Here is a 17,612-nt window from a genome sequence, read left to right as displayed (position 1 = left end):
TCAATTTCATGCCAGGCTTCGGCCTGGTGTCGATTCTGATTCAAACTCATGTGATTTCAAGTCTTTAAGAGCAAACGGTGGATGCCTTGGCATCTGGAGCCGAAGAAGGACGTAGCAATCTGCGATAAGCCTCGGGGAACTGATAAGCAAGTTTTGATCCGAGGGTGTCCGAATGGGGAAACCCCGCTGGGCGGCGTGCCGACCTAGTGACTCCCGCCTGAATATATAGGGCGGGTAGAGGGAACGTGGGGAAGTGAAACATCTCAGTACCCACAGGAAGAGAAAGCAACCGCGATTCCGTTAGTAGTGGCGAGCGAAACCGGAACAGGCTAAACCTAGCGTGTGTGATAGCCGGCAGGCGTTGCACGTTGGGGGTTGTGGGACTTTTCAGTCATCTCTGCCGAGATGGCGGCGTTACACGATGGTATAGACGAACGGTCTTGAAAGGCCGGTCATAGAGGGTGCCAACCCCGTAGTCGAAATGCCAACCGTGGCGCGAAGAGTATCCCAAGTAGCACGGGGCCCGTGAAATCCCGTGTGAATCTGTCAGGACCACCTGATAAGCCTAAATACTCCCAGATGACCGATAGCGGACAAGTACCGTGAGGGAAAGGTGAAAAGTACCCCGGGAGGGGAGTGAAATAGTACCTGAAACCGTTTGCTTACAAACCGTTGGAGCAGCCTTAGTAGCTGTGACAGCGTGCCTTTTGAAGAATGAGCCTGCGAGTTAGCGATATGTGGCGAGGTTAACCCGTGTGGGGTAGCCGTAGCGAAAGCGAGTCTGAATAGGGCGATTCAGTCGCATGTCCTAGACCCGAAGCGAAGTGATCTATCCATGGCCAGGTTGAAGCGACGGTAAGACGTCGTGGAGGACCGAACCCACTTAGGTTGAAAACTGAGGGGATGAGCTGTGGATAGGGGTGAAAGGCCAATCAAACTTCGTGATAGCTGGTTCTCTCCGAAATGCATTTAGGTGCAGCGTTGCGTGTTTCTTGCCGGAGGTAGAGCTACTGGATGGCCGATGGGCCCTACAAGGTTACTGACGTCAGCCAAACTCCGAATGCCGGTAAGTGAGAGCGCAGCAGTGAGACTGTGGGGGATAAGCTTCATAGTCGAGAGGGAAACAACCCAGACCACCAACTAAGGTCCCAAAGCGCGTGCTAAGTGGGAAAGGATGTGGAGTTGCCTTGACAACCAGGAGGTTGGCTTAGAAGCAGCCACCCTTGAAAGAGTGCGTAATAGCTCACTGGTCAAGTGATTCCGCGCCGACAATGTAACGGGGCTCAAGCACGCCACCGAAGTTGTGGCATTGACATTATTGGTAGGCCTTCGTGGTCCAGCCGTGTTGATGGGTAGGAGAGCGTCGTGTGGCCAGCGAAGCGGCGGTGTAAACCAGCCGTGGAGGCTACACGAGTGAGAATGCAGGCATGAGTAGCGAAAGACGTGTGAGAAACACGTCCTCCGAAAGACCAAGGGTTCCAGGGTCAAGCTAATCTTCCCTGGGTAAGTCGGGACCTAAGGCGAGGCCGACAGGCGTAGTCGATGGACAACGGGTTGATATTCCCGTACCGGCGAAGAACCGCCCAAGCTAATCCAGTAGTGCTAAGTGTCTGAATCCCAGTGACTGATCCCTTCGGGGTGACGCTCTGGGCCTAGCGCACGACCCCATTCTGGTGCGGTTAGCGTATTAACAGGTGTGACGCAGGAAGGTAGCCCAGCCGGGCGATGGTTGTCCCGGTGCAAGTGCGTAGGCCGAGTCGTAGGCAAATCCGCGACTCATACAGGCTGAGACACGATGCGAATAAAAAGTGGGTGATCCTATGCTGCCAAGAAAAGCATCGACGCGAGGTTCTAGCCGCCCGTACCCCAAACCGACTCAGGTGGTCAGGTAGAGAATACCAAGGAGATCGAGAGAATCGTGGTTAAGGAACTCGGCAAAATGCCCCCGTAACTTCGGGAGAAGGGGGGCCTTCGACGTATTAGGACTTGCTCCGAAAGCGTTTGGAGGCCGCAGAGACTAGTGGGTAGCGACTGTTTACTAAAAACACAGGTCCGTGCCAAGTCGCAAGACGATGTATACGGACTGACGCCTGCCCGGTGCTGGAAGGTTAAGAGGACCGGTTAGCCGCAAGGCGAAGCTGAGAATTTAAGCCCCAGTAAACGGCGGTGGTAACTATAACCATCCTAAGGTAGCGAAATTCCTTGTCGGGTAAGTTCCGACCTGCACGAATGGCGTAACGACTTCCCAACTGTCTCAACCGCGAACTCGGCGAAATTGCATTACGAGTAAAGATGCTCGTTACGCGCAGCAGGACGGAAAGACCCCGTGACCTTTACTACAGCTTGGTATTGGTGTTCGGTGTGGCTTGTGTAGGATAGGTGGGAGACTGTGAAGCATGGACGCCAGTTCATGTGGAGTCATTGTTGAAATACCACTCTGGTCACTCTGGATATCTAACTTCGAACCGTAATCCGGTTCAGGGACAGTGCCTGGTGGGTAGTTTAACTGGGGCGGTTGCCTCCCAAAAAGTAACGGAGGCGCCCAAAGGTTCCCTCAACCTGGTTGGCAATCAGGTGTCGAGTGTAAGTGCACAAGGGAGCTTGACTGTGAGACTGACAGGTCGAGCAGGGACGAAAGTCGGGACTAGTGATCCGGCAGTGGCTTGTGGAAGCGCTGTCGCTCAACGGATAAAAGGTACCTCGGGGATAACAGGCTGATCTTGCCCAAGAGTCCATATCGACGGCATGGTTTGGCACCTCGATGTCGGCTCGTCGCATCCTGGGGCTGGAGTAGGTCCCAAGGGTTGGGCTGTTCGCCCATTAAAGCGGTACGCGAGCTGGGTTTAGAACGTCGTGAGACAGTTCGGTCCCTATCCGCTGCGCGCGTAGGAAATTTGAGAGGATCTGACCCTAGTACGAGAGGACCGGGTTGGACGAACCTCTGGTGTGTCAGTTGTTCCGCCAGGAGCACCGCTGATTAGCTACGTTCGGGATGGATAACCGCTGAAAGCATCTAAGCGGGAAGCCGGCCTCAAGATGAGATTTCCATACCTTCGGGTGAGAGGCTCCCAGCCAGACTACTGGGTTGATAGGCCAGATGTGGAAGTGCAGTAATGCATGCAGCTGACTGGTACTAATAAGCCGATGACTTGATAACACACCGTTTGTTGGTGCTACGCGTCCACTGAGTGGTTCTCGATGTACGGTCGAGAACCGCATGACAATGACTTTGTTATGTGTTTTGATTGAAACATCTATAGTGTTTCGGCGGCCATAGCGTGAGGGAAACGCCCGGTTACATTCCGAACCCGGAAGCTAAGCCTCACAGCGCCGATGGTACTGCAGGGGGGACCCTGTGGGAGAGTAGGACACCGCCGGACTTCTTTTAAACAGAAAAGCCACCCAATGTTGGGTGGCTTTTCTGCGTTAACGTGCGTGCGCGAAACGACGGGCGTGCGTGAAACGACGTACAGGCCGTATCCGCAGCGCAGGGCGTCAGCCGCGGATGGGCAGGCGCAGTGTCACCATGCTGCCGGCGTTCTCCACGGAACGGATGGACACATCCCCGCCGTGCCGTCGCATCACGGTCGCGACGAGAGTGAGCCCGATACCGGAACCGCTCACGTCCCGAGCATTCTGCGCTCGGGCGAGCTCGTCGAAGACCAGAGGCAGGTCGGACGCGGGAATGCCGCGTCCGGCATCCGCGATCTCTACGATCGCCCAGCCGTCCTGCTCGCGGAGTCGGACTTCGATCGGCCCCTGCGAGGAGTATTTGGCTGCATTGCCGAGGACGTTGTCGATCGCCAGGGAGAACAGGTCGAGGTCCACAGAGACAGGCGGGACCGCCCAGGGCACTCGCGTCACGGTGAACGCGATGCGGCCGGACGCAGCCGGGTTCTGCTGACCGAGGGCGTCTATCGCTTCAGACAGCACCTCTTCGAGAGACACGATCTCTGTCTCCAGCGGGCGGGTCTCGAGTTCAGCGAGCTTTCGGAGGTCTCTGACCAGGGTGCTCAGCTTCGCCGCCTGCGCGTCCACCGTCCGCCACTCATCGGTCTGCTGCTCGCCCTGTGCAGCGACGGCTGTCGCGCGAATGGCCGTGAGCGGGTTCTTCAACTCGTGATCGAGTCTCGCGAGGAAGCGCTGGTGGTTCGCCCGCTCTTGCTGGGCGGCGCGGACGGCCGCAGCGTCGACGGCGGCATCGTGACGATCGCGGGCCCGGGCTCTACCCTTCCGGGCGAGCAGGATCGACAGGGGCAATGCAGAGACGATCGCGCCTGCACCCAGGACCCCGGCGGGTAGGGCGAGCTCGATCGCGAGCACGCGCGTATCTCCGGCGAGGAGCATGCCACCGGCTGCGACCGCGCAGAGACCGACGGGCACGGCCGTGAGTACGCCGAGCACGACATCCCCCGATCTGCTCATGCCGGCGTGACCTTCGCCGCGAACTGGTAGCCCATGCTCTGCGCCGTCTCGATGAATCGCATCTGGGCATCGTTGTCGCCGAGCACGCGGCGCAGCTCTGCAATGCGGTGGTCGACCGCGCGGCTGGACGTCGCGAAGTCGAAGCCCCAGAGCGTCGACAGGAGGCGATCTCGGGAATGGACTTCCTGAGGATGCACCATCAGATACTCCAGGAGCATCAACGCCTTAGGCGTCAGAGCGAGCTCCCTGTCACCGCGCCAGACACGACGCGTGCTCCGATCGAGAGTCAGGTCCCTCGCACGGAGCCTCTGCGCGGAGCGCAGTGAGCCGGCGTTCTGCGCGGTGCGTCGCAGCACCGCCCGGATCCGCGAGATCAGCTCGTGCGGATCGAATGGCTTGTTCAGGTAGTCGTCGGCACCCTCGTCGAGCGCGGCGCTGCGCTCCCACGACTCGCCGACCTGCGTCAACAGGATGATCGGCAACCACAGCTGTCGGGCCCGCACACGCCGCACGAACTCTCGACCGTCGACGTGCGGCATTAGCACATCGCAGACGACCAGGTCGGGCACCGCACGTTCGACCTCGAGCAGTCCTGCTCGTCCGTCCTCGGCGACGCGGACGTCGAAGCCGCTGCGTCCGAGGAATGCGGCGAGGGCACCGGTGATGGCCTCGTCGTCGTCGACGAGGAGGATGCTGCGGCGAGAGGTGGCGTCCATGTCTCAGCCCCGCCGCAGAGTGTTCGCCGAACCTCTGTCCTGCACGGTGGGGGTGTCACCCTCCCAGAAGATCGAGCTCGCGCTGCCGGTGACCGTGACCGCGCCGACGTTCTGCACGTAGATGACGGTGCCGCTGCCCGAGAGCGAGAGGGTGCCGACATCATCGGCGATCACGACGCCGGCATCGATCTCGACGACGAGTTCCGGGCAGGCTCCTTCGATGCGGATGACTGCACCATCTTCAGTGAGAGGCGCCGACGGGCACGGCATCGTGGTCGTCGCCGCGGCGATGAGTCGCGAGCGTTCGGCCTGGCCGTCGGCGCTGAGCTCCGACTCGGAAGTGGGTTCGGACGACGGCTCTTCGCCCGTGGTGTCAGGCGACGTCTCGGGCTGATCCGGTGCGGATCGCTCCGGCGGCGTCGAGGCGACCGGTGTGGGTCGTGTCGGATCGACGATGCTGACCGAGCATCCGCTCAGGGCCGTCACGAGAAGCAGAGCTGCGAGCAGTGCAGGAGTCGCTTTCGTGCGGCGCATGGACCCATCCTCTCGTGTCGGAGCCTGATCGCGCGCGTCAGAGCGCAGCCGGGATGAAGATCTCGACGCGGCGGTTGAGCTGACGCCCCGCGGGATTGTCGACCCCGGCGATCTCATTGGCAGCCACGGGGCGCGTCTCACCGAACCCCTCTGCGCTGAACGACGTCGTGACGCCGCGCTCTTCGAGCCCGTCGACGACGGAACCTGCTCTGTCCTCCGACAGCCGCTGGTTCTCGGCATCCGAGCCGATGGCGTCCGTGTGGCCGGTGACCTGCGCCTCGGCGATGTCGAGGGTCGTGAACACGCGGGCGACGGCATCGAGTGTCGCCGCCGCGTCGGCCCGGATGTCGCTGCGGTCGAAGTCGAAGAGCACGCCGTCCTCGAAGGTCAACGTGGTGCCGCACGACTCGAGCGGCGCCAGAGAGCCGAGCGGCGGGAAGACCCCGAGCACCGGAACCGGGGGAAGCGGCTCGGCGTCGACGAGCCGGCCTCCGACGCGGGCGGTGCCATCCCCGAAGTTCTGGATGCGGATCGTCCCGTCTTCGTAGTTGCCCGCGCCGTCGCCGAAGTTCTGGATGGTGACGGTGCCATCGCTGTAGTTGCCTGATCCGTCTCCGAAGTTCTGGATCGTCACATCGTCGTCCTCGTAGTTCCCCGACCCGTCGCCGAAGATCTGTACGGTCGTCGACGCGTCGCTGTAGTTGCCCGACCCGTCGCCGAAGTTCTGGATGGTGACGGTGCCGTCGGTGTAGTTGCCCGACCCGTCCCCGAAGTTCTGGATGGTGACGCCGTTGATCGTCGAGTTCCCGGATCCGTCGCCGAAGTTCTGCACCGATCCGTCCGGCCCGGTGAAGGTGCCTGAGCCGTCGCCATAGAGGTAGGCGGTGCCGTTGCCCGAGACCACACTCCCGTCCGCGTCGCAGTGCGCGGGTGCCGCGATGACCCCGGGGATCCCGGCCAGGGCCTCGTTGACCTCGATCGTGAACGCCGACGCCGACGTGTCGAGCAGCGACAGATCGGGGAGCACGAAGAGGGGGACGGGCGGGAACTGGCCGACGTCGTATCCGTCGACGGTCACGGCGCCGGGCGTGGGTGACGCAGAAGGCGTCGAGGTGGGCTTCGGCGCCGATGAAGCCACGGGCTCGGGAGCGCAACCTGAGAGCAGCGCGGCTGCGGTGCATCCGAGCGCGAGAGTGAGGGTGAGGCCACGGCGGATGCGGCGCGAGTCGCTACGTGTCGAGGTCATGCCTCGAGAATATCGAGCGCGTGTCGCGACGGTGTCGCGCGGATGTCGCAGCCCTGCGACATCCGTCGGCGTCAGCGTTTCAGGCGCGACTCGAGCACCGCGGCCGTCTCGATGACGGCATCCGCGAGGGCGCGCTCGTCGAGCTCGCCGCCCGCCCAGGTCACCGCGACTGCGGCGACCGGCCAGCCCGCGTGATCGCGGACGACGGCGCCGACGCTGCGCAGTCCGTCTGCCACCTCGCTGTCCTCGGTCGCATAGCCGCGCTCCCTCACGATGCGCAGCAGCTCACGCAGCTCGCTCGGCTTTCGCGGACCGAGACCGGTGCGATCCGGGAACGCGGATGCGCTCGGATACAGCGCACGCACCTGCTCTCGGGGGAGGGCTGCCAGCATCGCGCGCCCGGACGCGGTGAGGTGCGCGGGCAGCCGGACGCCGACATCCGTGACGAGAGCCTGCCTCCGTGGCGCGCGCTCCTCGACGATGTAGAGCACATCGCCGCCGCTCATCACCGCCAGGTGGGTGCTCTCTCCGAGTCGGTCCGAGAGCGCGGCTACGAGAGGCCTCCCGATCCGCGCGAGCGGCTGCTGGCGTGCGTATCCGCCGGCGAGTTCGAAGGCCGAAGTGCCCAGGCCCCAGCGCCGATCCTCCTTCATGTGCAGCACGAAACCGTGTGCCGCGAGAGTGGTGAGCAGGTGGTAGACGGTCGACCGGGGCAGTTCGAGCTCGCGGGCTATCGCCGACGCGGCGACCGGTGCGGGGCGCCCCGCCAGATAACTCAGGATCCGCAGGGTGTTGTGGGCCGCCGGCACCTGGGCGACGGTCTCCGCGTTGTCTGGGATCACAGACACAGGATCCCATGATCGCCTGTCGCGCGCGACCCGTCGGGTGTGGAATCGAGACATGAGTGAACTGCCCTCCGTCCTCGTCGGCGATGCCCCGCTGAGCCACGCCGATGTCGTCGCGGTCGCCCGCCACGGCGCCCCGGTCACGATCAGTCCCCAAGCCCTCGCCCGCGTCGCCGACACCCGGCGGGTCATCGACGGGCTGGCGGCCGACCCGCACCCGCACTACGGGGTGTCCACCGGATTCGGCGCTCTCGCCACGACCTTCATCGCGCCGGATCGCCGCCTGCAGCTGCAGGCCAGCCTCATCCGCTCCCACGCGGCCGGTACCGGCGCCGAGGTCGAGCGCGAGGTCGTCCGCGGTCTGCAGCTGCTTCGGCTGCAGACGTTGACCTCGGGTCGCACGGGCGTTCGCCCCGTCGTGGTCGAGACGTACGCCGGTCTGCTCAATGCGGGCATCACCCCGGTCGTCCGCGAGTACGGCTCGCTCGGATGCTCCGGCGACCTCGCCCCGCTCGCGCATATCGCCCTCGCGACGATGGGGGAGGGCGACGTCCGAGACGACCATGGAGACCTCATCCCGGCATCCGATGCTCTGGCCGCGGCCGGTATCGAGCCGCTCACCCTCGTCGAGAAGGAGGGACTCGCCCTCATCAACGGCACCGACGGGATGCTCGGGATGCTCGTGCTGGCGCTGCACGACCTCGAGACTCTGCTGCTCACGGCCGACATGGCGGCGGCGATGTCGGTCGAGTCGCAGCTCGGCACGGATGCGGTCTTCGCAGCCGACCTCATGGCGCTGCGACCGCAGTCGGGACAGGCCGAGTCGGCGGCGAACCTGAGGTCGTTCCTCGGCGACTCGCCCATCGTGCACAGTCACAAGGGCCCGGAGGACGGCCGCGTGCAGGACGCATACTCGCTGCGCTGTTCGCCGCAGGTGCATGGAACCGCGCGCGACACCATGGGCTACGCGTCGATGATCGCCGGCCGTGAGCTCGCGAGCGTGATCGACAACCCCGTGATCACCGTCGACGGGCGCATCGAATCCAACGGGAACTTCCACGGAGCCCCGGTCGCTGCGGTGCTGGACTTCCTCGCGATCTCGGTCGCCGACGTCGCCTCGATCTCGGAGCGCCGCACCGACCGCGCGCTCGACCCCGCCCGCAATCACGGTCTCCCGCCCTTCCTCGCCGACGAGGTCGGCGTCGACTCGGGTCTGATGATCGCGCAGTACGCCGCAGCGGGCATCGTGTCCGAGCTCAAGCGCCTCGCCGTTCCGGCATCCGTCGACTCCATCCCGTCGTCGGCGATGCAGGAGGACCATGTGTCGATGGGGTGGGCGGCCGCTCGCAAGCTCCGCCGCGCGATCGACGGACTGGGCCGGGTCCTCGCGATCGAGATCCTCACCGGGGCCCGCGCCCTCGACCTGCGTGCACCGCTGCAGGCGGGGCGCGCGACCGGCGCCGTCCGCGACCTCGTCCGCACCGTCGCGGCGGGCCCCGGACCCGACCGTTTCCTCTCACCAGACCTGGAGGCCGTGACCGCACTCGTGCAGTCCGGCGCCGTCGCCCGCATCGCAAAGGAGCACGCGAATGACTGACACCACGACCCCCGAATCGACCGCGACCCCCGGATCCACGCCGCCCGCCGGGCCCCGCACGGTCCGCGCCGCCCGCGGCAACCAGCGCACCGCCAAGAGCTGGGGTGCGGAAGCGGCGAAGCGGATGCTCATGAACAACCTCGATCCCGAGGTCGCCGAGCACCCTGAGGACCTCGTGGTGTACGGCGGCACCGGAAAGGCGGCTCGCAGCTGGGAGGCGTACGACGCGATCGTCCGCACCCTCGACGAGCTCGAGCCCGACGAGACCCTGCTCGTGCAGTCGGGCAAGCCGGTCGGCGTCTTCCGCACGCACGAGTGGGCACCCCGCGTGCTGATCGCCAACTCGAACCTCGTGGGCGATTGGGCCACCTGGCCCGAGTTCCGCAAGCTCGAAGAGCTCGGTCTGATCATGTACGGCCAGATGACCGCCGGGTCGTGGATCTACATCGGAACCCAGGGGATTCTGCAGGGGACCTACGAGACGTTCGCGGCGGTCGCCCGGTCGCTCGGTCGAGAGTCGCTCAAGGGCACGCTGACCCTCACCGGCGGCGCCGGAGGCATGGGCGGTGCGCAGCCGCTCGCCGTCACGCTCAACGACGGGGTCGTGCTGATCGTCGATGTCGACGAGTCGCGCCTCGCTCGACGGGTGCAGCACGGATACCTCGACGAGTACACGACCGACCTCGATGCGGCCGTCGCCCGGGTCGTCGCAGCCAAGCAGGCCGGCGACGCGCTCTCGGTCGGCGTCGTCGGGAACGCGGCGGAGGTCTTCCCCGAGCTGCTGCGCCGGGGCGTGCCGATCGACATCGTCACCGATCAGACCAGCGCGCACGATCCGCTCGCCTACCTGCCGGTGGGCATCTCGGTGGCCGACTGGAGGGCGGAGGCCGAACGGGATGCCGAGGAGTTCACCCACCGCTCGCGCGCGTCGATGGCTCAGCACGTCGCGGCGATGGTCGCGTTCCAGGACGCCGGGGCCGCGGTCTTCGACTACGGCAACTCGATCCGGGCAGAGGCGCAGCTGGGTGGCTTCGACCGGGCATTCGAGTTCCCCGGCTTCGTGCCGGCATACATCCGTCCGCAGTTCGAGGAGGGCCGTGGGCCCTTCCGCTGGGCGGCTCTCTCGGGCGACCCCGAGGACATCTACAAGACCGATCGCGCGATCGCCGAGCTCTTCCCCGACGACAAGGCGCTGCACCGCTGGCTCGACAAGGCGGGCTCGACGGTGCACTTCGAGGGGCTGCCCGCGCGCATCTGCTGGCTCGGATACAAGGAGCGCCACCTCGCCGGCCTCAAGTTCAACGAGATGGTGGCGTCCGGTGAACTGTCGGCCCCGATCGTGATCGGCCGCGACCACCTCGACTCGGGCTCGGTCGCGTCGCCGTACCGCGAGACCGAGGCCATGAAGGACGGATCGGATGCGATCGCCGACTGGCCTCTGCTGAACGCGCTGCTCAACACGGCATCCGGTGCCTCGTGGGTGTCGCTGCACCACGGTGGCGGCGTCGGCATCGGACGCTCGATCCATGCCGGACAGGTGAGCGTCGCGGACGGTTCGGCGCTCGCCGCCGAGAAGCTCGAGCGCGTGCTGACCAACGACCCGGGCACCGGAGTCATGCGCCACGTCGACGCCGGGTACGAGCACGCTCGCGACATCGCCCGTGAGCGCGGCCTGAAGGTGCCGATGCTGTGAGCACCTCACTGATCACGAACATCGGAGAGCTGACGACCAACGTCGGCTCAGCGGACGGAGACCGCTTCGGCACGCTGCGCGATGCGGCCGTGCTGATCGACGGCGGACGGATCGCCTGGATCGGCTCGGCGGCGGATGCTCCGGATGCCGCACCTGATGCCGACGAGATCATCGACGCCGGCGGCCGGGCGGTCATCCCCGGGTTCGTCGACAGCCACAGCCACCTCGTGTTCGGCGGAGACCGTGCGGCCGAGTTCGAGGCGCGGATGGCGGGGCAGAAGTACGCCGCGGGCGGCATCCGCTCGACTGTGGCCGCGACGCGAGCGGCGAGCGATGACGAGCTGCGCGCGCGCCTGCGCGGTTTCATCGAGGAGATGCTCGCGCAAGGCACCACGACCGTCGAGATCAAGAGCGGATACGGGCTGAGCGTCGCGGATGAGGAGCGGCTGGTGCGACTCGCTGCCGAGGTCACGCCGGAGGTCACGTTCCTCGGGGCGCACGTCGTGCCCGTCGAGTACGCCGACCGTGCCGACGAGTACGTCGATCTGGTGACGGGTCCGATGCTCGACGCCTGTGCCCCGCATTCGAGATGGATCGACGTGTTCTGCGAGACCGGCGCCTTCTCGGTCGAGCAGTCGCGGCGCGTGCTCGAGGCCGGCGTCGCGAAGGGCCTCGCCCCCCGACTGCACGCGAGCCAGCTCGGCCCGGGCGACGGGGTGCGGCTCGCCGTCGAGCTCGGCGCGGCCTCGATCGATCACGGCACCTACCTGACCGACGGCGACATCGCCGCGCTCGCCGGGTCCGCCACCGTTCTCACCCTGCTGCCGGGCGTCGAGTTCTCGACCAGGCAGCCGTATCCCGACGCACGCCGACTGATCGATGCGGGCGTCACGGTCGCGATCGCGTGCGACACGAACCCTGGTTCGAGCTTCACCTCATCGATGCCGTTCTGCATCGCGATCGCGGTGCGCGACATGGGCATGACCCCGGCCGAGGCGGTGTGGGCGGCGACCGCCGGAGGAGCCCTGGCGCTGCGACGTGATGACGTCGGCGTGATCGCCGTAGGAGCACGCGCAGACCTCGTGCTGTTGAGCGCACCCACGCGCATCCATCTCGCATATCGACCGGGAGTGCCGCTCGTCGATCAGGTGTGGAAGGACGGCGTCGCGGTCTTCGCAGCACCGTCGAAGGAGCGAGGAACGGAGAACCATGGCTCTCTCGCACGATGACTTCTGGCCGCGCGCCGGATCCTGGCCTGCCTTCGCCGCCGGAGACGTTGCGGATGCCGTGCTGCTCGGCGTTCCGACCTGGCGCACCTCGCTGTCACCGACCGGCGCGCATGCGACACCCGCGGCGATCCGAGAGGCCTTGACCCGGTACAGCGCCACGCTCATGGGTCCGCCTGTGGTCGACCTCGGCGACGCGCTGCGCGTTCTCGACGCCGGGGATGTGGCCGAACCCGACGGCGAGGCCGGCATCGCGGCGAGCGTCGCGCGCGTGCACGAGCTCGCCGAATCCGCGCGTCTCGTGATCGCGCTCGGGGGCGACAACGCGCTGACCTACCCGGTCGCGCGAGGAGCGGGGGCCACCGGGCTGATCACGATCGATGCGCACTTCGACCTGCGCGACGGCATCTCGAACGGGTCGCCCCTGCGGCGACTGATCGAGGACGCCCCGGACGGCGAGCGGATCGACCCGACCCGGATCGTCCAGATCGGCATCGCGGACTTCGCGAACTCCGCCGCCTACGCGGCGCGCGCCGCCGAGTGGGGCATTCGCGTGATCACCCTCGACGAGGTCAGGCGCCGGGGCATCGACGACGTCGTCGCCGAGGCGACGAGCATCGCCGGAGCGGGTGCGGCCGCTCGCATCCATCTCGATGTCGACGTCGACGCCGCCGATCGGGCCGCAGCGCCCGGGTGCCCGGCGAGCGTTCCCGGCGGCTTCGCCGCGTGGGAGCTGCGCGCTCTCGTGCGCTCGATCGTCGCGGATCCTCGCGTCGTCAGCGCCGACATCGCCGAGGTCGACGCGACCGCCGACACCGACGACATGCGCACGGTCAGACTCGCGGCCCTCTGCGTGCTCGAGATGCTCGCGGCCCTCGCCGCGCGCTGACCGCGGCTGCTAGTCGTGCAACGTCCACGACGCTCTGCGCCCGTGGTGCCCGTCTGCGGACCGTTCCGAAGGACGGCACGGCTCAGAAGAACAGCATGGCCTTGTACGCGATGATCGACGAGACCACAGCGAGAACGATGATGAGCCCCGTAGCAGCCAGCGGCACCACCCAGACCTTCGGGCGTCGGCGCAGCAAGATGATGAGCACCATGCTCGCGAGCTGGATGATCCCAGCCGCGATCATGAAACCTTGGAAGTTGTAGCCGAGGAGGTCCCAGTCGCAGTTCGGCGCGCAACTCGGGGTCGAGATCCCGAGGAATCCCACCCAGAACACCGCTGCCAGCGCGGCGAGGAGTTGAAGGCTCCACGCGACGAGGGTCGCCCAGTACTCGGGGGCCGGTCGAGGCCGGAGTCCGAGGCCGATGGCGGTTGCGATCCCGAGTGCCAGCAGGGCGATCAGCGCGGCCGCACCGAAGAGCGCGTTCATCTGCCGGTTCTCCCACGCGGCGTTCCAGGTCGTCGCGGCCGACGCGACCTCAGGCCCGCGGCGGTGTCGACGCCGATCGCGCGGATGGTCGCCGCGGCGAGCAGCCCCACGGGCGGGATGACGTTGAGGCTCAGCCCTGGCTGCAGAACGGCCGCGACGATCAGCAGGATCGTCGCCACGATCCCCATGATCCACGAGAGCGGCCCCGTCGGCATGAGGCTCAGCAGACCCAAGGCGACGCCGAGGGCGCTGACGAGCGCTGCAGGGCCGACCGCCTCCAGCCAGTACTCCACGCCCGTCATGGGTGCGTACTGATCCTGAACCTGCGTCGCCGACCCGTACCAGGTCAGTCCAATGATCCACGCGGTGGACAGGGCTGCGAGAATCACGAGCGCCAGTCGCGCCTGTCGAGCGGGGCGGACGAGCAGGGCGATGAGACAACCGGCCAGCACAGCAGCCAGCCATCCCATGCCGAGGATTCCTGCGATGCCGAGGTACCCGATCCCGTCGCTGCAGATCCAGGTGCCCGCTCCCTCGGAGCTCGGGGGCTGCATCCCGCAGTTGTGGTGCAACTGGTCCCGCACGAGATCCAGGGCGGAGCCGGCGAGGACGAAGGCGACGATGCCGCTGACCAGCACAGCGAGTCCTGCGACGACTCGCTGCCACGTGCCCCGACTCGCTCGCCGGCGATCTGAACGGGTGGATGCGACATCGGCGGTCATAGGGGAGCACCCTAGCAACTGCACCTGATGCGGGTCTGGCGGGCTATGAGCCAGGGAAGCGCGGATCGCCGCGGCGGCCCCCGTGCGTGTCGGGCCATCGGCCGGCGACTCTACGATGGAGCCATGGATGCTCTGGACACCCTCGCTCTCGTCGGCGAGGTGCTGTCGTGGGTGGGTCTGGGGCTCGGGGTGCCGCTGCTCCTGCTGGCCACGCTGATCCGTGCGGTCGAAGGTCCGTGGCGCAGCATCGAGATCGCGATCGTCGAGCGGGACGGTTCCGTGTTCGCCCGCTGGTTCGCCGGGAGCGACTTTCACGAGAGACCGTTGCGGCGCGACGAGTTCGCGACCCCCGAAGAGGGCTGGGCCGCAGGGGTCGTGAGTACGAACGATCCTGCTCGCGCTCGTGTGGGGGATCCGCCACATCTGCGCCGGGTCGTGATGACCCTGGGAATCGTGTTCACGGGTGTCGGCGTGATCGGTCTCGTCGTGTCACTGCTGCCGCTGTTCCTCTGATCGGAGCACCCGTAGGTCCGGCGGGCTATGAGTCAGGGAAGCGGGGATCGCGGGAGTAGTCCTGTCTCCGAAGGTCGAGCGCTGCGGCGACCTGTTCGGGCGCGTCGTCGCCGATGAGGACCCGCAGAGGCCCGTCTTCGGAGGCGACGTGGGCGAGGATCGCGGCTGCGGCATCCGTCGGTGCCGTGCCGCCGGCCGAGTCGGCCGGGGGCCACGGAACCTCGGCTGTGCCGAACAGCTCCGTCCGCTGCGCGTCGTAGACGTCGGAGGGCGAACTGAACCGCATGCTCGGCCCTGCCCACGCGGTGTCGAGAGCGCCCGGTTCGATGAGGGACACGCGGATGCCGAAGCGTGCCACCTCGGAGGCCATGGCCTCGCTGAACCCTTCCAACCCCCACTTCGTGGAGTTGTAGAGCCCGAGCATAGGCATCGTGCCGACCGCCCCGACGGTCGAGATCTGCACGATGTGTCCGCCGCCCTGCTCGCGCATGACCGGGATGACGTCCTGGCTGAGCCAGAGCGGACCGAGCAGATTCGTCTCCATGATCGCGCGGATGTCCTCCTCCGAGGCTTCTTCGACGGAGCCGATCAGTCCGTAGCCGGCGTTGTTCACGAGCACGTCGATGCGCCCGAGATGTTCGACGGTGCGGCGCACGGTGTCGCGAGCGGCGGCGCGGTCGCGGACGTCGAGAGTCATCACGGTCAGGCGGTCGTGCGCGGGCAGCTCATGCTCGCCGCGGACCGTCGCCACGACGGTGTGCCCTGCCTCGAGTGCGGCCTCGGCGAGTGCGCGTCCGAGCCCGCGGCCTGCGCCCGTGATAATCCAGATCTGAGGTGATGAGGTCATGGAGCGATCGTACTTCTCGGCCCGGGCGGGCCCGGTCTCAGAGGCCGGCAGCGTCCTCCAGCTGCGTGAGTCGCTCGCCCGGGCTCCCGGTGAGCGTCACGGTCGGCGGCGCATCACCGGCGCGTTCGAGGTCGTCGAGCGCATCCAGAAGAGCGCTCTCCATCGCCTCTCGGAGCTCCGGATCCTCGTCGTCGGGAACCTCGATCGGGTGCCGCGCGTCCAGCGGCACGACGGCGATCAGATCGATGTGGGCCATCGAGGACTCGACCATCTCCTGCGCTCGAGAGAGCAGCGCGCCGTCGCCGCGCCCCAGCATCTCGAGCGCGGTGAGGTAGGCGAGGAAGTCGACGGGACCACGTTCCGAGACGACGGAGCTCTCGCCCGCCGACTCTCGCAGTCGGGAGACGGTGACGCGGAGCTGCGCGACGAAGCTGGCCGCGCTGCTCGGTGCCTCCGACTCGATGTCGTCGAACGGGTCGCCGAGCACCGCGTACTCGGGGTGTCTCGCATGGAAGTCGGAGATCAGCGTGCTCTTGCCGCTCGCGTGAGTGCCCGACACCACGATCCGCACGCGTCAGACCCCGGGGATCAGCAGGTGGGCGATCGTGAAGATCGCGAGGCCCGCGAGTGCGCCGACGAACGTGCCGTTGAGGCGGATGTACTGCAGGTCGCGGCCGACCATGAGCTCGATCTTCTCGGTCGTCTCGACCGGGTCCCAGCGCTCGACGGTGTCGGTGATGATCGATGCGATGTCGTGGCGGTAGCGGTCGACGAGGAACACGGCGGCATCCGACACCCACGTGTCGACGCGGTGCTGCAGTGCGGCATCCGTCGTCAGCCTGTCGCCGACCTCCTGCAGAGCCTGGGCCGCACGCACGCGCAGGCCACTCTCGGGGTCGGCGAGGGCGGTGAGCAGTCCGTTCTTGGCCGTGTTCCACGCCTCGGCGGCGAGGGCGCCCACTCGGGGGCTGTCGAACAGCGACGACTTCGCGTTCTCGAGCTTCGCCCTGGTCGCCGGGTCGTTCTGCAAACTGTCGGCGAGGCGGGCGAGGTAGCCGTCGACGGCGATGCGGGCCGGATGCTTCGGGTCGGCCTGCACGGCGCGCACGAACTTGACCGCCTCGTTGTAGGCGGTGTCGTCGACGAATCGGTGCGCGAGCTTCGGCACCCACCCGGGGAGCCGCCGCGAGATGAGTCCCGAGAACGACTCGGCGTTGGCATCCAGCCAGCGGGCGATGCTGTCGGCGGCGAGGTCGACCGCTCCGTGGTGCGCATCCGCTTCGACGATCTTCTCGAGCCAGGCCCCTGCCGGCGGACCCCACTCGGGCGAGACGAGGTGCTCGCGGGCGAGGTCGGTGATGAGGTCGCGCACGTCGTCGTCGCTGAGGGCGTTGAGCACGGCGGTCGCGATCGTCGCTCCCTCGGCGCCCACCCGCTCGGCGTGGGTCGGCTCGCGCAGCCACTCGCCCGCACGCTTCGCGATCGCGGTGCTGGCGAGCTTGGTGCGCACGACGCTCGCCTCGAGGAAGTTCGTCTCGACGAACTCGCCCAGCGTGCGGCCGATCTCGTCCTTGCGGTTCGGGATGATCGCGGTGTGCGGGATGGGCAGACCCAACGGCCTGCGGAAGAGCGCCGTCACGGCGAACCAGTCGGCGAGGGCACCCACCATGCCGCCCTCGGCGGCGGCGCGCACGTATCCGAGCCACGGCTGCCGCTCCTGGAACGCGAACGCGATCACGAACACGACCGCCATGAAGATGAGTGCCCCGAGAGCCACTGCCTTCATCCGCCGAAGAGCGCGAAGTCGTACCTGGTCTGCGGGCGACAGGAGCGCCATCGGGGTTCGCGGCATGACGTCATCCTTTCACGGTG

15 protein-coding genes and 2 rRNA genes are annotated in these 17,612 nt (G+C 66.6%); 7 read left to right on the top strand and 10 right to left on the bottom strand.

Annotated elements, in window-relative coordinates:
* Positions 1-54: 54 nt before the first annotated feature.
* Positions 55-3,157 (top strand): 23S ribosomal RNA (locus OD997_RS10280).
* Positions 3,158-3,263: 106 nt separating this feature from the next.
* A 5S ribosomal RNA gene (rrf, locus tag OD997_RS10275) occupies positions 3,264-3,380 on the top strand.
* Between the two features lie 115 nt (positions 3,381-3,495).
* Here the strand turns inward: rrf and OD997_RS10270 are convergent.
* From OD997_RS10270 to OD997_RS10250, 5 genes are all read right to left on the bottom strand, one after another.
* Positions 3,496-4,425 carry a sensor histidine kinase gene (locus OD997_RS10270; RefSeq protein ID WP_434331476.1) on the bottom strand — a complete coding sequence of 310 codons (930 nt, stop codon included), beginning with the start codon at positions 4,423-4,425 and terminating at the stop codon, positions 3,496-3,498.
* Complete coding sequence (locus OD997_RS10265) at positions 4,422-5,141, bottom strand: response regulator transcription factor (RefSeq protein ID WP_434331475.1); 720 nt, start codon at positions 5,139-5,141, stop codon at positions 4,422-4,424. Before OD997_RS10265 ends, OD997_RS10270 begins: the two co-directional genes overlap by 4 nt.
* A gap of 3 nt (positions 5,142-5,144) precedes the next feature.
* Positions 5,145-5,675, bottom strand: coding sequence for a DUF3060 domain-containing protein (locus OD997_RS10260; RefSeq protein ID WP_434331474.1), 531 nt, complete (start codon positions 5,673-5,675; stop codon positions 5,145-5,147).
* Positions 5,676-5,712: 37 nt separating this feature from the next.
* Positions 5,713-6,921 carry an OmpA family protein gene (locus OD997_RS10255; protein WP_434331473.1) on the bottom strand — a complete coding sequence of 403 codons (1,209 nt, stop codon included), beginning with the start codon at positions 6,919-6,921 and terminating at the stop codon, positions 5,713-5,715.
* 71 nt (positions 6,922-6,992) lie between these two features.
* Positions 6,993-7,769, bottom strand: a complete 777-nt coding sequence (locus tag OD997_RS10250; RefSeq protein WP_434331472.1) for an IclR family transcriptional regulator — start codon at positions 7,767-7,769, stop codon at positions 6,993-6,995.
* A gap of 52 nt (positions 7,770-7,821) precedes the next feature.
* On the opposite strand from OD997_RS10250, the gene hutH reads away from it, so the two are divergent.
* The 4 genes from hutH to OD997_RS10230 are packed head-to-tail and all read left to right on the top strand — an operon-like array spanning position 7,822 to position 13,171.
* On the top strand, positions 7,822-9,363 hold the full coding sequence (gene hutH, locus OD997_RS10245) for a histidine ammonia-lyase (RefSeq protein ID WP_434331471.1): 1,542 nt from the start codon (positions 7,822-7,824) through the stop codon (positions 9,361-9,363).
* The gene (gene hutU, locus OD997_RS10240; protein WP_434331470.1) at positions 9,356-11,056 is read left to right on the top strand and encodes a urocanate hydratase; all 1,701 of its coding nucleotides are present in this window, start codon (positions 9,356-9,358) and stop codon (positions 11,054-11,056) included. The genes hutH and hutU overlap by 8 nt, the downstream gene beginning before the upstream one ends.
* The gene (hutI, locus tag OD997_RS10235; protein ID WP_434331469.1) at positions 11,053-12,285 is read left to right on the top strand and encodes an imidazolonepropionase; all 1,233 of its coding nucleotides are present in this window, start codon (positions 11,053-11,055) and stop codon (positions 12,283-12,285) included. Before hutU ends, hutI begins: the two co-directional genes overlap by 4 nt.
* Positions 12,266-13,171 (top strand): arginase family protein, encoded by a 906-nt coding sequence (locus tag OD997_RS10230; protein WP_434331468.1) that lies wholly within the window; start codon positions 12,266-12,268, stop codon positions 13,169-13,171. The genes hutI and OD997_RS10230 overlap by 20 nt, the downstream gene beginning before the upstream one ends.
* Positions 13,172-13,253: 82 nt before the next feature.
* On the opposite strand, the gene OD997_RS10225 is transcribed toward OD997_RS10230, so the two are convergent.
* Complete coding sequence (locus OD997_RS10225; RefSeq protein ID WP_434331467.1) at positions 13,254-13,658, bottom strand: hypothetical protein; 405 nt, start codon at positions 13,656-13,658, stop codon at positions 13,254-13,256.
* Positions 13,655-14,380 carry a hypothetical protein gene (locus OD997_RS10220; protein WP_434331466.1) on the bottom strand — a complete coding sequence of 242 codons (726 nt, stop codon included), beginning with the start codon at positions 14,378-14,380 and terminating at the stop codon, positions 13,655-13,657. The genes OD997_RS10225 and OD997_RS10220 overlap by 4 nt, the downstream gene beginning before the upstream one ends.
* Positions 14,381-14,503: 123 nt before the next feature.
* Between OD997_RS10220 and OD997_RS10215 the strand changes: the two genes are divergently transcribed.
* On the top strand, positions 14,504-14,893 hold the full coding sequence (locus OD997_RS10215) for a hypothetical protein (protein ID WP_434331465.1): 390 nt from the start codon (positions 14,504-14,506) through the stop codon (positions 14,891-14,893).
* Between the two features lie 25 nt (positions 14,894-14,918).
* On the opposite strand, the gene OD997_RS10210 is transcribed toward OD997_RS10215, so the two are convergent.
* From OD997_RS10210 to OD997_RS10200, 3 genes are read right to left on the bottom strand one after another with little or no spacing between them, the layout of a single operon-like run.
* Positions 14,919-15,740 carry an SDR family NAD(P)-dependent oxidoreductase gene (locus OD997_RS10210; RefSeq protein ID WP_434331464.1) on the bottom strand — a complete coding sequence of 274 codons (822 nt, stop codon included), beginning with the start codon at positions 15,738-15,740 and terminating at the stop codon, positions 14,919-14,921.
* 37 nt (positions 15,741-15,777) lie between these two features.
* Complete coding sequence (locus OD997_RS10205; protein ID WP_434331463.1) at positions 15,778-16,299, bottom strand: AAA family ATPase; 522 nt, start codon at positions 16,297-16,299, stop codon at positions 15,778-15,780.
* Positions 16,300-16,314: 15 nt separating this feature from the next.
* The gene (locus OD997_RS10200; RefSeq protein WP_434331462.1) at positions 16,315-17,592 is read right to left on the bottom strand and encodes a DUF445 domain-containing protein; all 1,278 of its coding nucleotides are present in this window, start codon (positions 17,590-17,592) and stop codon (positions 16,315-16,317) included.
* Between the last annotated feature and the right edge of the window lie 20 nt (positions 17,593-17,612).

It is taken from the genome of Microbacterium sp. CGR1 (genome assembly GCF_051062835.1).
Lineage (GTDB): Bacteria > Actinomycetota > Actinomycetes > Actinomycetales > Microbacteriaceae > Microbacterium.
Note: the sequence above shows the minus strand (reverse complement) of the source record. Positions and strands in the feature narration are given on the sequence as shown.

What these genes read in the sequence shown, in the direction of transcription:
- OD997_RS10270 (WP_434331476.1), bottom strand. Translation starts at nt 4,425, where the DNA reads ATGAGCAGATCGGGGGATGTCGTGCTCGGCGTACTCACGGCCGTGCCC.
- OD997_RS10265 (WP_434331475.1), bottom strand. Translation starts at nt 5,141, where the DNA reads ATGGACGCCACCTCTCGCCGCAGCATCCTCCTCGTCGACGACGACGAG.
- OD997_RS10260 (WP_434331474.1), bottom strand. Translation starts at nt 5,675, where the DNA reads ATGCGCCGCACGAAAGCGACTCCTGCACTGCTCGCAGCTCTGCTTCTC.
- OD997_RS10255 (WP_434331473.1), bottom strand. Translation starts at nt 6,921, where the DNA reads ATGACCTCGACACGTAGCGACTCGCGCCGCATCCGCCGTGGCCTCACC.
- hutH (WP_434331471.1), top strand. Translation starts at nt 7,822, where the DNA reads ATGAGTGAACTGCCCTCCGTCCTCGTCGGCGATGCCCCGCTGAGCCAC.
- hutU (WP_434331470.1), top strand. Translation starts at nt 9,356, where the DNA reads ATGACTGACACCACGACCCCCGAATCGACCGCGACCCCCGGATCCACG.
- OD997_RS10230 (WP_434331468.1), top strand. Translation starts at nt 12,266, where the DNA reads ATGGCTCTCTCGCACGATGACTTCTGGCCGCGCGCCGGATCCTGGCCT.
- OD997_RS10225 (WP_434331467.1), bottom strand. Translation starts at nt 13,658, where the DNA reads ATGAACGCGCTCTTCGGTGCGGCCGCGCTGATCGCCCTGCTGGCACTC.
- OD997_RS10220 (WP_434331466.1), bottom strand. Translation starts at nt 14,380, where the DNA reads ATGACCGCCGATGTCGCATCCACCCGTTCAGATCGCCGGCGAGCGAGT.
- OD997_RS10215 (WP_434331465.1), top strand. Translation starts at nt 14,504, where the DNA reads ATGGATGCTCTGGACACCCTCGCTCTCGTCGGCGAGGTGCTGTCGTGG.
- OD997_RS10210 (WP_434331464.1), bottom strand. Translation starts at nt 15,740, where the DNA reads ATGACCTCATCACCTCAGATCTGGATTATCACGGGCGCAGGCCGCGGG.
- OD997_RS10200 (WP_434331462.1), bottom strand. Translation starts at nt 17,592, where the DNA reads ATGCCGCGAACCCCGATGGCGCTCCTGTCGCCCGCAGACCAGGTACGA.